Below are 13,347 nucleotides of genomic sequence, written 5' to 3'. Positions count from 1 at the left end.
GACACACAGACGGAGGGACGAAAAACGTGCGCAACCTGCTGCCGCTCATCGGCTCGCACCCGGGCGGGCGTTCTGCGCTGACCTGCCGCTACCGCTGCGGTGACGCCTGCTTCCAGGACATTCCGAACACCAGCGACAACGAGTACGCCGGCGACATCATCGCCGGTGCCCTGTCACGCCGGTCGATGATGCGAGCCGCCGCCGTGGTGACCGTCGCCGCCGCGGCCGGGACCACGGCTCTCGCCGGGCCCGCCGCGCAGAGTGCCGAGGCCGCGCCGCTCGCAGGCCGCCACGGCAGCAGGCCGAAGCCGGGTGCGTCCGGCGCCCGGGGCCTGCGCTTCGAGGCCGTCGCGCCCAACAAGGCCGACGCGGTCACGATCCCCGAGGGCTACGGCCAGAACGTCGTGATCCGCTGGGGTGAACCGATTCTGCGTGGCGCCCCCGCCTTCGACCCGGAGAAGCAGTCCGCGAAGGCGCAGGCGGGCCAGTTCGGTTACAACAACGACTTCCTCTCCCTGCTCCCGCTCCCCGGTGAGCGAGGCCGCCAGGTCCTCGTCGCCAACCACGAGTACACGGACGAGATCCTGATGTTCCGGGGTTACGATCCGGCCAACCCGACCCGTGAGCAGGTCGAGATCGCCTGGGCGGCGCACGGACTCTCCGTGGTCGTCGTCCAGGAGGAGAACCGCACCGGAAAGCTCGGCCCGGTCAGCCGCCACCCGCTGAACCGCCGCCTCACCGCGACCAGCGAGTTCCGGCTCACGGGACCGGCCGCGGGCAGCCCCCTGCTGCGCACGTCCGCCGACCGCACCGGCCGCAAGGTGTTCGGCACGCTCAACAACTGCGCCGGCGGCACCACTCCGTGGGGCACCACGCTGCACGGCGAGGAGAACTTCAACCAGTACTTCGCCAACGGATCCAGCGACACCGACAAGCGCTACGGCATCGGCACGGCCGCCACGGAGCGCAAGTGGGAGCGGTTCGACAAGCGCTTCGACCTGGCGCAGGAGCCCAACGAGGCGCACCGCTTCGGCTGGGTCGTCGAACTCGACCCGTACGACCCCGACTCGACGCCCCGGAAGCGGACCGCGCTCGGCCGGTTCAAGCACGAGGCGGCGCAGCCCCGGCTGACCGCGGACGGGCGCCCCGTGGTCTACATGGGCGACGACGAACGGTTCGACTACTTCTACAAGTTCGTCTCCAGCAAGCGGATGAAGAAGGGCAACTCGCGCGCGGCCCGTGAGCACAACCTCACGCTGCTGGACGAGGGCACCCTGTACGTCGCCAAGCTGACGGGCGACTCCCCCGCCGCGGAGTTCGACGGCACGGGCAGGCTTCCCGCCGACGGCGAGTTCGACGGCAGCGGCGTCTGGATCCCGCTCGCCACGGGCGACACCTCGCACGTCCCCGGCATGACGGCCGAGGAGGTGTACGTCTTCACGCGCCTGGCCGGTGACAAGGTCGGCGCCACGAAGATGGACCGCCCCGAGGACGTCGAGCCCTCGCCGCGCACCGGGCGGGTCTACATCGCCCTCACCAATAACACCGACCGCGGCAAGGCGGGCAAGGCGGGCGCGGACGAGGCCAACCCGCGCTACGCCAACAAGCACGGCCAGATCCTGGAGCTCGCGGAGAACTGGGACGACCCGGCGGGGGACGGGTTCGCCTGGCGGCTGTTCCTCGTCGCCGGGGACCCGGAGGATCCGGCGACGTACTTCTCGGGATTCCCCAAGGAGAAGGTCAGCCCCATCTCCTGCCCCGACAACGTGGCCTTCGACGACCACGGCAACCTGTGGATCTCCACGGACGGCAACCAGCTCGGCTCGCACGACGGGCTGTTCGGGGTCGCCACGCAGGGCGAACGCCGCGGTGAGCTCAAGCAGTTCCTGACGGTCCCGACCGGTGCCGAGACCTGCGGCCCGGTGATCCAGGACCGCCGGGTCCTGGTCGCCGTGCAGCACCCGGGCGAGGTCGACGGGGCGTCCGTCGAGAAGCCGGCGAGCACCTGGCCGGACGGTCCCGGCAGGATCGTGCGCCCGTCGGTGGTGGCCGTGTGGCGCAAGGACGGCAGCGACATCGGCGTCTGAAGCGGAGCGCCTCGTCCGGCATGTGCCCACCCGGTGCCTGCCTGATGTGAGTCGTTCAAATGTGCCCACGGTGAACGGTGTTGCGTTGCTAGCGTGACCGGCCGGTGCGCCTGATGACCGATCAGGCGCACCGTGCCGATGTCCAGGCGCACTCACCGAAGGGCCCCCCACATGGGACAACCATCCCGCAGAACACGCCTCGCGACCTGTGCCGTGGCAGCAGGAGTGCTGCTGTCCGCACTCGTCCCCGCGGCGGGTGCCACCGCCGCTCCGGCCGCCCCACGTCAGGTGGCGGCCGACGACCCCGTCCCCGGCCACGAAGGCATGCCGGACGACGGCTTCGAGGACGCTCCCGAGGGGGAGCAGGACGACCTGACGGGCCCCGACGGGTCCGCCTCCAGCCTGGCCCCCACCGCGGTGCTCCCCGCCCCGGTCCCCGGCCGTGCCGGCGACTTCAAGCTGGAGGCGGGGTCCTCCCTCACCGGCCTGGTGGCCGATCTGGACGCCGCGCTGCCCAAGCAGGGCCTCACCGAGCTCATGGAGCAGGCCAACCGTCCGGCGGGCTGGGAGGGCGACTGCGGCAGCAAGAGCATCTACGGCCCGGACCTCGCCGTGAACCACCGCATCTGCTGGAAGGACGACGACGCCACGTCCACGGAGTGGATCCCGCAGGCGATCACCGGCGTCTCGGACGCGCAGGAGGACGAGGACTGGGGCTCGTCGAACGCCGAGCCGATCGCCGTGGCCGCTTACGACGACGCCAACCCGGGCCGCAGCGACCTCACCTCGGGCCGGGACAACTGTGTCCAGGAGTCCGTGTCCGACGCCTGCAACGAGAAGGGCATACGGGTCAGCTTCTTCAACCAGGCCACCCAGATGTACCGACACGTCCTGCTGGTCTGGCCCTACGTCAACTCCAAGGACCACATCTCCTTCGACGCGCTCCACGCGCGCGAGGGCAAGTGCACCTCCACCGTGACGGCGTCCTGCGCGGCGCAGCAGGGCATACACGCCGGCGGCATGGTCTGGTACGGCAACTACCTGTACGTGGCCGACACCGCCAACGGCATGCGCGTCTTCGACCTGCGCAAGATCATGGACCTCAACCCGGACAACGACGCCGACGTCAACGACCCCACCCCGGACGGCCTGGTCAGCGATGTCCTGGACAAGAAGCGGGTCGGCCGTCAGAGCAACGTCTGGTACTCCTACGGCTACCGGTACGTGATGCCCCAGGTCGCCACGCTGAAGTTCACGACGGCGAAGAACGGCGGGACCACCAAGGGGAACGAGTGCTACTCCACCGGCCGCCCGAAGGCCTCGTACATCTCGCTCGACCGGACGGACACGGATCACCTGATCCTCGGTGAGTACTGCAACCACAAGAACGGCGGCGACAGCACGGGCCGCGTCGGCACCTACCCGATGACGGCTCTGACCGCCGCCGTCGAGGGCGCGGCGGGGACGGCCGCCAGTGCCGACCTCGCCTACGGGCTGCCGGCCGGTGTCTCCTTCAACGGCGAGGACCTGTGGCACAAGATGCAGGGCGTGACGCGCTACGAGGGCAAGTGGTACTTCCACCGCAGCAACGCGTCCTCCACCGGGCGGCTCCTCCAGGCCACCCCGCAGACGGTGGGCGGTACGCCGCAGCTCGTCGGGAACACGAAGGTGCTGCAGTCCTCGATCGGTCCGGAGGACTTCTACGTCGCGCACGGCCGCGGCGACGGCTTCGCCCCGCAGCTCTACTCCCTCGGCGAGCACGCCCCGACCACCTCGTGTCCCGGGTGCAAGCGTGAGATGTACAGCTACAACATGTCCGAGGTCATCGGCGACTTCGGTTCCTGACCCGGACCCGGTGCCTCACCGGACACCGCCTCCCCCGGGGAGGCCGTTAGAGTCGGAGACATGGTTTCCGGTGAGGCACCGCAGGCGGAGGGAAGCGTCCGGGTCGATGCCTGGATCTGGGCGGTCCGGCTGACGAAGACGCGGTCGCAGGCGGCTGCCGCCTGCCGCGCGGGGCATGTGCGCGTCAACGGCGAGCGGGCCAAGCCCGCCCAGTCGCTGCGCGCGGGGGACGAGGTACGGCTGCGGCACGCGGGCCGGGACCGGATCGTGGTCGTCTCCAAGATCGTGAGGAAGCGCGTGGGCCCGCCGGTCGCGGTGGAGTGCTTCGTCGACAACAGCCCGCCCCCGCCGCCCCGCGAGACGGCGATCCAGGTCCCGGTCAGGGACCGGGGCGCGGGCCGCCCGACCAAGCGGGACCGCCGCGAGATGGAACGCCTCCAGGGGCGCGGCCCCGGTCCCGTCTAGCTCTGGTACCCCTCCACCTCGTCGGCGGGCCGCACCTCCGCCGCCGAGGGGTCCTCGCCGTACTCGCCGAGTGCCCGCCGCTGCCGCAGCAGGTCCCAGCACTGGTCGAGCCGCACCTCCACCTCGCGCAGCCGTGACCGCTCGTCGGCGGAGAGCCCCAGCGCGGCGGTGGAGCGGGCGCGCAGGGCGCGCTCCTCGGAGACCAGCTCGTCGATCCGCTCGAAGATGTCCTGATCGGCCATGGGGCTTCTCCTGTTCCGGTGTCCCGAGTGCCTGGTCAGAGGGCGAAGACGGTCTTTCCGCGCGCCCCGCCCGCGCGGTTCTGGGCGAGCGCCTGAGGGGCCTTCTCCAGGGGGAGTTCCATGTCGACGGGAACCTCCAGCTCCCCGCTCGCCACCGCCGAGGTCAGCTCGTCGAGCAGCCCCGGCGCCGGAGCGATCCGGAAGTCGGCCCAGGCGACGCCTGCGGGCGCGGCGACGCCCCTCGTGGTGACCGCGACCCCGCCGTCCGCCAGCAGCGCGGCGAACGAGGCGAACGAAGCGGCGTCCGTGGAGACGAGGTCCACGAGCGCGTCCACCCCGCCCGGATACAGCTCCCGCACCGCCGCCTCCAGCGCTTCCGGGTCCGTCGTGTCGACGGTCGCCGTGGCTCCCAGCGCTCCCATCCGCCGCCCCTCGTCGCCCCGCACGGCGGCGACGACGCCGATGCCCCGGGCCGCCGCGAGCTGGGTCAGGAAGCTGCCGACGCCGCCCGTCGCCCCGACGACCAGCAGGCTCCGTCCGCTGCGTACGGCCGTGCTCGACAGGATCTGTGCCGCGGTCGTGCCCGCCGACGGGAGCGCCGCCGCGGTCCGGAGCGGCATGTCTCGCGGGACCAGCGCGATCGGCGAGTCCTGGGGGACGCACACGTAGTCGCCGTACGCCCCGCAGCGTCCGACGGGCGGTGCCGTCACCCGGCCGAGGACCGGGTCGCCGACCCTGAAGCGGTTGTCGCCGCTGCCGATCATGTCCACCCGGCCCGCGAAGTCGGTGCCCAGGACCAGCGGGAACACATGGGGCAGGACACCGTCGAGGGCGCCGTCCGCGATCTGCCAGTCACGCGGGTTGAGCGCCGCGTACTCGACCTTCACCCGCACCTCGCCCGCCGCGGGGTCGGGCTTCGGCATCTCGACGAGACAGGGCTCCGCACGGAACGCGCTGACAGCGATGGCTCGCATACGGCAGACCTCTCAGTCGTCCCCCTGCTCTCACGGATCCCACTCTCGCCCGGCCCACGCACCCGCGCATGTCGGGCCGGGCACCCCTGCCTCAGCCGTCGTGGAGGGCCAGCGAGACGAGCAGGGCACGGTGGTCGCTGCCGCGCAGGTCCAGGAAGCGGGCGGACCGTACGGAGAAGTCGTCGCTGACCAGGACGTGGTCGATCTGGGTCCGCAGCGGGGTGCGCCGGTCCGCGGGCCAGGAGTGCGTACGGGACCGGCCCGCGATCCTCGCGCTGTCGTGCAGGGCGCCCGCGTCGAGCACCGCGCGGAAGGCGGCATGGTCCTGCGAGGCGTTGAAGTCACCCGCGAGCAGGACCGGCCCGCCCTTCGCCCCGGCGGCGAAGTCCTCGATCCGGCCGAGCTCGGTGCGCCAGCCCCCGACCCGGCCGGGCACCGGCGGCAGCGGGTGCGCGAGCTGGAGCCGGACGTCCTTCCCCGCGACGGTGGCCACCGAACCCGGCATCGCCATGACTCCCTCGACCGCCGGGGCGGGCCGCAGCGGAAAGCGGCTGAGCAGGGCGGAGCCGAGCGAACCGTCCAGCCGGACGACCTCGCGGTACGGGTAGCCGGCCGCCGGAACCCGCCGGGCGAGCGCGTCGACGCAGAGCAGGTCGCATTCCTGTACGAAGACGACGTCGGGCCGCTCCCGGGTGACGGCACCGATCAGCGCGTCGGTGGCGTCGCCGAACTCGACGTTGGAGGTGAGGACGCTCAGCTCGGCCAGCACGGGCCCGCGCGCCCCCGTCGTGGCGTCGCCGTAGGGCCGGGCGTACCAGGCGGTGGCGGCCAGCACCACGACCGCCCAGACCATGCCCGTACGCCACCGGGCCGCCCAGGCGAGCGTGAGCGCGGCGCCGCCCGGGACCAGCAGCCACGGCAGGAAGGCGAGGGCCTGCGGCACGGGCGTCGGCCCGTCGGCGTCCGCCGCGCGGAAGCCGAGGACGAGCGTGGCCCCGGACAGGGCGAGCGCCGCGCATCCTCCGGCGACGGCCCGCCCCCACCCCGGTCCCGCTCCGGCGGCCGCCCTCGCGGCGATGCTGCTCACACCTGGGCCCTACCCCCGGCGGGACGCCACGACCCGTCCCACCACGCCACCGGCCACCAGCACCGCCCCCACCGCGAGCACGGTCCACACCGTCGTCAGCAGGGAGGAGGTCAGCGCGTCGTACACCGCCGCGGCGCCCGCCCGGTCGGTGTCCGGGACCCGGTCGAGCACCCGGTCGCGGCCCACGGCGACGGCGATCCGCAGCAGGACCGCGCCGAGCACCAGCCCGGTGCCCGCAACGGCCGCCGCCGTCAGGAAGGCCCGCAGGCCGCCGCGTACGAGGGAGAGGCCCAGCACCAGGACGAGCAGCACGGCCGTCCCGACGGCCGGCCAGACGCTGCACAGCCGCAGCCATCCGAACGAGGACCGCAGGTCGTCCGCGCGGTCGGCGGAGAGCACGGTGATCGAGGTCTCCTGGACGGGGATGAGGTCGGCGAACGGCACGCCCCGGCCGGTCAGGTCCTCCTTGACGTCCTTGATCACCGGCGCGAGGTCGATGGTGACGGCCTGCCCCTCCTCCCCGTGCAGCGAGGCGGTCACGTCCTCGTGCGCCGCGCGGTTGGCGCTGTCCCAGGCCCGCTGGAAGGTCTCGGTGGCCGTGAAGGAGAGAGCCGCCTCGTGCAGGAACTCCTCGACGGTCTCCTGGAGCGGCCCCACGTCGATGTTCTTCATCGCCTCGTCCGTCACGAGGGTCGCCACGGTCTCCTGGACGTCCTCGTCGGAGGCGAGCGGGGAGACGGCGGCGAGATACCGGTCGGTGTCGTCGAGCTCCAGATCGACCCACGCGGAGAGCGCGCCCACCGGGACCAGCAGGGTGAGCAGGACGATCAGTACCGCCGGGAGAGCCGCTGAGAGGAAGGTCCGCACAGGCTCAAGACAAGCCCCTGCGCCGGTCGGCCGCCCCCGGGCCGTACGCCGTTCGAGTTGCCGGGGGACCCGGCCGGGTGTGCTCTGGAGGAACACAGGGACGGGGGCGACGGAAGGAGCTGTGCGCCATGGCCACACACGCAACGATGCCGACGCGCCGCCGTGCGCATGCCCGCACCCCCGCCCGGCGTGGGCCGAGCCCGCTCTCCTGGGCGGTGCCCGTGACGCTGGGTGTGATCGTCGGGTTCTGGGCCTTCTTCATCAACCGGGACGGCGGGGAGACCACCGCGGGGCAGATCTGGCTGGGCGTCGTCTCCGGAGTGGTCTTCGCCGCGCTCTGCTACGCGCTCGTACGGGTCAGGTGGGCCCTGCCGCGTGAGCTGCGCGCCGCCGCGTTCGGCCTTCTGACCGGGGGCACGGTCGGCTTCCTCTCCAGCCTGAACGGCAACAGCGTGCTGACGTCGAGCGTGATCGGGCTGGTGGTCGGCGCGGGGGCGTTCTGCACGATGTTCTACACCTACTACACCCGCGAGAACTGACCGGTCCCGGCGCTCCTCCGCGACGACGGGTACGGCCGCCGGACCAGCTCCGGCGGCCGTACCCGTCTGATTCGCCCGATACGCCCCCGCACCCCGTCCGGCCGTGTCATCGTGTCCCGTGTCCGCCCTCGGCACCGTCGGCAAGGAGGGAACATGAGCACGGAACTGGCCATCGAGACCACGGGGCTGGTGAAGGTCTTCGGTGAGAACCGCGCGGTGGACGGCATCGATCTCGCCGTACCCGCGGGCACCGTCTACGGAGTCCTGGGGCCCAACGGGGCCGGGAAGACCACCGCCGTGAGGATGCTCGCGACCCTCCTGCGCCCGGACGCCGGCCAGGCCCGGGTCTTCGGCCACGACGTGGTGCGGGACGCCGACGCGGTCCGCAGCAGGGTCAGCCTCACCGGGCAGTACGCCTCGGTCGACGAGGACCTGACCGGTACGGAGAACCTCGTGCTGCTGGCCCGGCTCCTCGGCCACGGCAAGCCCGCGGCCAGGGCCAGGGCGGCACAGCTGCTGGAGGCGTTCGGGCTGAGCGAGGCGGCGGGCAGGCAGGTGAAGAACTACTCGGGCGGCATGCGGCGCAGGATCGACATCGCCGCCTCCATCCTGAACACGCCGGACCTGCTCTTCCTCGACGAGCCGACCACCGGGCTCGACCCGCGCAGCCGCAACCAGGTGTGGGACATCGTGCGGGCCGTGGTCGCCCAGGGCACGACGGTCATGCTGACCACGCAGTATCTCGACGAGGCCGACCAGCTGGCCTCCCGCATCGCGGTGATCGACCACGGCAGGGTGATCGCCGAGGGCACGAAGGGTGAGCTGAAGGCGTCCGTGGGCGCCGGTTCCGTTCATCTGCGGCTGCGCGATCCCGCGCAGCGGCCCGAGGCCGAACGCGTGCTGGCCCTGGTGCTGGACGCGACGGTCCAGCTGGACCACGACCCGGTGGCGCTGACGGCCACCGTCGGCGGCCACGGCACGGAGAAGGGTGCCGCCGAGCAGGCCGCCCGTGCGCTGGCCGAACTGGCCCGGGCCGGTATCCACGTGGACAACTTCGCCCTCGGCCAGCCCAGCCTCGACGAGGTCTTCCTCGCGCTGACGGACAGGAAGGGAGCAGCGGCATGAGCACCGCGCCCACGAGGACCGGGAGCGACGACGCCGAAGTCGCCGCGCCGGACGCCGAGACGCTCGCCTCCCTGCTGGTCGGCCAGGAGCGCCCGCGCAGACCCAGCGCGCTGTCGGCCTCCCTCACCTTCGGGTGGCGGGCCATGCTGAAGATCAAGCACGTGCCCGAGCAGCTCTTCGACGTGACGGTCTTCCCGATCATGATGGTGCTGATGTTCACGTACCTCTTCGGCGGGGCGCTGGCGGGCTCGACCGAGGGGTACATCCAGTTCCTGCTGCCCGGCATCCTCGTGATGAGCGTCGTGATGATCACGATGTACACGGGTGTCGCGGTCAACACCGACATCGCGAAGGGCGTGTTCGACCGCTTCCGCACGCTGCCGGTCTGGCGTCCCGCCCCGATGGTCGGCTATCTGCTCGGCGACGTCGTGCGCTACCTCCTGGCCTCGGTCGTGATGCTCACGGTCGGCATCGTCATCGGCTACCGGCCGGACGGCGGCGTGCCGGGGGTGCTGGCGGGCATCGCGCTGCTGCTGGTGTTCTCGTTCGCCTTCTCCTGGATCTGGACGATGTTCGGGCTGATGCTGCGCTCCGAGAAGTCGGTGATGGGCGTCAGCATGATGGTGATCTTCCCGCTGACGTTCCTGAGCAATGTCTTCGTCGACCCCAGGACGATGCCGGGATGGCTCCAGGCGTTCGTGAACAACAGCCCGGTCACCCATCTCGCTGCCGCGGTCCGGGACTTGATGGGCGGGAACTGGCCGGCGGCGGACATCGCCTGGTCGCTGGGGTGGTCCGCGCTGTTCGTGGTGGTCTTCGGCTCGGTGACGATGCGGCTCTACAACCGGAAGTGACCGTGCGCGCCCTCCGGGCCCGCGCCGGCGTCGCGCCCCCGGAGTGCACGGCCCAGACTGGAAGGGGGACGGCGAAAGGCCCTGGAGGAGCCATGACGGCGACGACATGGAACGACACGCCCGTCGCGATCCGGACCGGCGAGGCGGAGCTGCGCAGGAAGGAGATCGGCGGTGATCTGACGGTCGCCTTCGCCAGGCTCGCCAAGGGCACGGACATGAGCCCGGCGCTCAAGGGCCTCCCCGACGACATGTGCTCCTGCCCGCACTGGGGCTATCTGCTCAAGGGCCGGCTGAAGATGCGGACCGGCGCCGGCCCGGACGCGTACGACGTCTACGAGGCGGGCCAGGCCTTCTACTGGGCGCCCGGACACGCGCCCGAGGCGCTGGAGGACTGCGAGTACGTCGACTTCTCGCCCACGGACGAGTTCGACCGGGTGATCACCCACATCACCTCCCAGGCCGGGTGATCACCCCCGTCACCTGTCGGGCCGGGTGATCACCCACATCACCTCCCGGGGCCGACACCACGCGCCGCCCCACGCGCCGCCCCGCACGCCGGTGCGGTGCGGGGCGCCGTCAGGTCAGTCGCGTACGACCGTGACCGGGCAGGTCGCGTGCTGGGTGACGTGGAGGCTGACCGAGCCGAGCAGCGTCGCCCTGAAACCGCTGTAGCCGCGGGCGCCGACGACCAGCAGGTTCGCGCCCTTGGAGCGGTCCAGCAGGGACTGGGCGGGGTTGCCGATCACCACGACCTTCTCCACGGCCGCGGCGCCCTCGGCGCCGAGGGCCTCCTCCAAGGCCTCGGTGAGGGCCACGGTCGCCACCGCCTGAGGGTCGAAGTCCTCGGGCATGCCCGGCATCATGGACGCCCAGCTGGTCGAGGGGTACTCCCAGCTGTTGACCGCCTCGACGGTGTCACCGGTCAGCTCGGCCTGGCGTACGGCCCAGCGCAGTGCCTTCACCGACGAGTCCGATCCGTCCACGCCCACGACGATCCTGCCCATGTCTGCCTCCAGCTCGTTAGGACTTTTCCGGCATTCCCCGCTAACTCTAGTCAAGACGGTCATCCGGGGTCCGGCGGGTCCCGTGCGTCAGGTGGTGGCGATGGCCTGTCCGACGGTTGTCGCGGTGCCCGTCGTCAGCCGATGCGCAGTTCCGCCAGCTGCTGCGCGAACGGCACGACCGCGTCCTCGCCGTCGTCGAGCGTGAGGGCCCGGGAGGCCCCGGAGACGGTCCGGCCCGTGACGGCCGAGGCGAGCTCGCCGCCCGCCCGCCGGATGCGGGACGGCAGGCCCTCGGTGTACTCGTCGCCCTGCGAGCCCCAGTCCTCCGACGCCGCGTACACGGAGGTCGGGAGGACGACGGCTCGCAGATAGGCGAAGAGCGGGCGCATCGCGTGCTCCAGGACCAGCGAGTGCCGGGGCGTTCCGCCCGTCGCCGCGATGACGACGGGCTTGCCGGTCAGCGCGGTGTTCTCGACCAGGTCGAAGAAGGACTTGAACAGTCCGCTGTACGAGGCGGTGAACACGGGCGTCACGGCGATCAGCCCGTCCGCCCCGGTCACCGCGTCGATCGCCTTCTTCAGAGCGGCCGGCGGGAAGCCGGTGACCAGGTGGTTGGCGATGTCGACGGCCAGGTCGCGCAGCTCGACGACCTCGACCTCGACCCGGCGGTCCTGGTCGGCCGCCAGCCGTTCGCGGGCCGCCTCGGCGAGCCGGTCGGCCAGCAGCCGGGTGGAGGAGGGGCTGCTGAGCCCGGCCGCGACGGCGACGATCCTCAGGGGGGCGGTGACGGGCACGGTGCTCAGAGCTCCTTCGGGTCTGCGGTGGCGGCGGCGCGGGCTGCGGCGACCGCGGGGTGGACGGGGGCGTCCGGCACTCCGGCCGGGCGCAGCCGGGCGAACTCCTTGCGCAGGACGGGGACGACTTCCTCACCGAGGATGTCGAGCTGCTCCAGGACCGTCTTCAGCGGCAGGCCCGCGTGGTCCATGAGGAACAGCTGGCGCTGGTAGTCGCCGACGTCCTCGCGGAAGGAGAGGGTCCGCTCGATGACCTCCTGCGGGGAGCCCACGGTCAGCGGGGTCTGCTGGGTGAAGTCCTCCAGCGAGGGCCCGTGTCCGTAGACCGGCGCGTTGTCGAAGTACGGGCGGAACTCCCGCACCGCGTCCTGCGAGTTCTTCCGCATGAAGACCTGGCCGCCGAGTCCGACGATGGCCTGTTCGGCGGTGCCGTGGCCGTAGTGGGCGTAGCGGCGCCGGTAGAGGTCGACCATCTTCTTGGTGTGCTCCATGGGCCAGAAGATGTTGTTGTGGAAGAAGCCGTCGCCGTAGTACGCGGCCTGCTCGGCGATCTCCGGGGAGCGGATGGAGCCGTGCCAGACGAACGGGGGCACGCCGTCCAGCGGGCGCGGGGTGGCGGTGAAGGACTGCAGCGGGGTGCGGAACTTCCCCTCCCAGTCGACGACGTCCTCGCGCCACAGCTTGTGCAGCAGCGCGTAGTTCTCGATCGCGAGCGGGATGCCCTGGCGGATGTCCTTGCCGAACCACGGGTAGACCGGTCCGGTGTTGCCGCGGCCCATCATCAGGTCGACGCGGCCGTCGGCGAGGTGCTGGAGCGTGGCGTAGTCCTCGGCGATCTTCACCGGGTCGTTGGTGGTGATCAGCGTGGTGGAGGTCGAGAGGATCAGCTTCTCGGTGCGGGCGGCGATGTAGCCCAGCGTGGTCGTCGGCGAGGACGGGACGAACGGCGGGTTGTGGTGCTCGCCGGTCGCGAAGACGTCCAGGCCCACTTCCTCGGCCTTGAGCGCGATGGCGAGGGTCGCCTTGATGCGCTCGTTCTCGCTGGGGGTCGTGCCGGTCGTGGGGTCGGTGGTGACATCCCCGACGGTGAAGATCCCGAACTGCATGGCGCCCGCCTCCTAATGCGTACTGCCGAGGTTTGTTGAACGTTGAACTATGTGGACACACCCTACAACGGAGAGCCCCCTCCACCTATTCCGCCTGCTTCGAAGGGCCCGTGCGACCGCGGCCGCCCACCCTGTTCTACGTGGACGGGGACGCGGTCCGACAGCGATCGCGTGACCGATCGTTGCCTCTGCGTGCACGGTTCGGACCGCGCCGGACGCGGGGCGCCGGGGACCGGCGCGCGTTACACTCGCCCCCATGACCTCCGTCCCGTGCCGAAACTGGTGGCGCTCCTCCTAGGAGCGGCCACCTTCATCTGCGCGGAACCAGGGCCGTTCGATCTTCGGACGGCCCCTTTTG

14 protein-coding genes are annotated in these 13,347 nt (G+C 71.6%); 7 read left to right on the top strand and 7 right to left on the bottom strand.

Translation table 11 applies throughout. The features are described 5' to 3' along the window. The first annotated feature begins 26 nt into the window (after window positions 1-26). From AMK10_RS26565 to AMK10_RS26555, 3 genes are all read left to right on the top strand, one after another. Window positions 27-2,087 carry a PhoX family protein gene (locus AMK10_RS26565; RefSeq protein ID WP_073750505.1) on the top strand — a complete coding sequence of 687 codons (2,061 nt, stop codon included), beginning with the start codon at window positions 27-29 and terminating at the stop codon, window positions 2,085-2,087. A 171-nt stretch (window positions 2,088-2,258) separates the two neighbouring features. Beyond that, window positions 2,259-3,932, top strand: a complete 1,674-nt coding sequence (locus tag AMK10_RS26560) for a hypothetical protein (RefSeq protein WP_143194990.1) — start codon at window positions 2,259-2,261, stop codon at window positions 3,930-3,932. A 60-nt stretch (window positions 3,933-3,992) separates the two neighbouring features. Further along, entirely contained in the window at window positions 3,993-4,397 is a 405-nt protein-coding gene (locus AMK10_RS26555; RefSeq protein ID WP_073750501.1) for an RNA-binding S4 domain-containing protein, read from the top strand. Here the strand turns inward: AMK10_RS26555 and AMK10_RS26550 are convergent. The 4 genes from AMK10_RS26550 to AMK10_RS37115 all read right to left on the bottom strand — a co-directional run bounded on the left by AMK10_RS26550 (window position 4,394) and on the right by AMK10_RS37115 (window position 7,567). Then, window positions 4,394-4,639 (bottom strand): DUF2630 family protein, encoded by a 246-nt coding sequence (locus tag AMK10_RS26550; protein ID WP_073750499.1) that lies wholly within the window; start codon window positions 4,637-4,639, stop codon window positions 4,394-4,396. The two genes, AMK10_RS26555 and AMK10_RS26550, sit on opposite strands and share 4 nt — an antisense overlap. A gap of 35 nt (window positions 4,640-4,674) precedes the next feature. Continuing rightward, window positions 4,675-5,613, bottom strand: a complete 939-nt coding sequence (locus tag AMK10_RS26545) for an NADP-dependent oxidoreductase (RefSeq protein WP_073750497.1) — start codon at window positions 5,611-5,613, stop codon at window positions 4,675-4,677. A 91-nt stretch (window positions 5,614-5,704) separates the two neighbouring features. Then, complete coding sequence (locus tag AMK10_RS37120; RefSeq protein WP_073750495.1) at window positions 5,705-6,700, bottom strand: endonuclease/exonuclease/phosphatase family protein; 996 nt, start codon at window positions 6,698-6,700, stop codon at window positions 5,705-5,707. A gap of 9 nt (window positions 6,701-6,709) precedes the next feature. Continuing rightward, window positions 6,710-7,567: a hypothetical protein gene (locus AMK10_RS37115; RefSeq protein WP_073750493.1), complete on the bottom strand. Its 858-nt coding sequence runs from the start codon at window positions 7,565-7,567 to the stop codon at window positions 6,710-6,712. A 128-nt stretch (window positions 7,568-7,695) separates the two neighbouring features. Between AMK10_RS37115 and AMK10_RS26530 the strand changes: the two genes are divergently transcribed. The 4 genes from AMK10_RS26530 to AMK10_RS26515 all read left to right on the top strand — a co-directional run bounded on the left by AMK10_RS26530 (window position 7,696) and on the right by AMK10_RS26515 (window position 10,552). Continuing rightward, window positions 7,696-8,106 carry a hypothetical protein gene (locus AMK10_RS26530; RefSeq protein ID WP_073750491.1) on the top strand — a complete coding sequence of 137 codons (411 nt, stop codon included), beginning with the start codon at window positions 7,696-7,698 and terminating at the stop codon, window positions 8,104-8,106. Window positions 8,107-8,259: 153 nt separating this feature from the next. Then, a complete protein-coding gene (locus AMK10_RS26525; protein ID WP_073750489.1) occupies window positions 8,260-9,231 on the top strand; it encodes an ATP-binding cassette domain-containing protein in 972 nt (323 codons plus the stop codon). Continuing rightward, entirely contained in the window at window positions 9,228-10,085 is an 858-nt protein-coding gene (locus AMK10_RS26520; RefSeq protein WP_073750487.1) for an ABC transporter permease, read from the top strand. Before AMK10_RS26525 ends, AMK10_RS26520 begins: the two co-directional genes overlap by 4 nt. 92 nt (window positions 10,086-10,177) lie before the next feature. Then, window positions 10,178-10,552, top strand: a complete 375-nt coding sequence (locus tag AMK10_RS26515) for a hypothetical protein (protein ID WP_073750485.1) — start codon at window positions 10,178-10,180, stop codon at window positions 10,550-10,552. Between the two features lie 114 nt (window positions 10,553-10,666). Here the strand turns inward: AMK10_RS26515 and AMK10_RS26510 are convergent, their stop codons facing one another. The 3 genes from AMK10_RS26510 to AMK10_RS26500 all read right to left on the bottom strand — a co-directional run bounded on the left by AMK10_RS26510 (window position 10,667) and on the right by AMK10_RS26500 (window position 12,989). Continuing rightward, window positions 10,667-11,089 carry a universal stress protein gene (locus tag AMK10_RS26510; protein WP_073750483.1) on the bottom strand — a complete coding sequence of 141 codons (423 nt, stop codon included), beginning with the start codon at window positions 11,087-11,089 and terminating at the stop codon, window positions 10,667-10,669. A gap of 134 nt (window positions 11,090-11,223) precedes the next feature. Beyond that, window positions 11,224-11,883 (bottom strand): FMN reductase, encoded by a 660-nt coding sequence (locus tag AMK10_RS26505; RefSeq protein ID WP_073750482.1) that lies wholly within the window; start codon window positions 11,881-11,883, stop codon window positions 11,224-11,226. Window positions 11,884-11,888: 5 nt separating this feature from the next. Further along, window positions 11,889-12,989 (bottom strand): LLM class flavin-dependent oxidoreductase, encoded by a 1,101-nt coding sequence (locus tag AMK10_RS26500; RefSeq protein ID WP_073750481.1) that lies wholly within the window; start codon window positions 12,987-12,989, stop codon window positions 11,889-11,891. Window positions 12,990-13,347 lie beyond the last annotated feature (358 nt).

Origin of the sequence: Streptomyces sp. CB02058, assembly GCF_001905505.1 — a bacterium.
Classification (GTDB): Bacteria; Actinomycetota; Actinomycetes; order Streptomycetales; family Streptomycetaceae; genus Streptomyces.
This window is presented reverse-complemented; position numbering and strand designations above follow the sequence as displayed.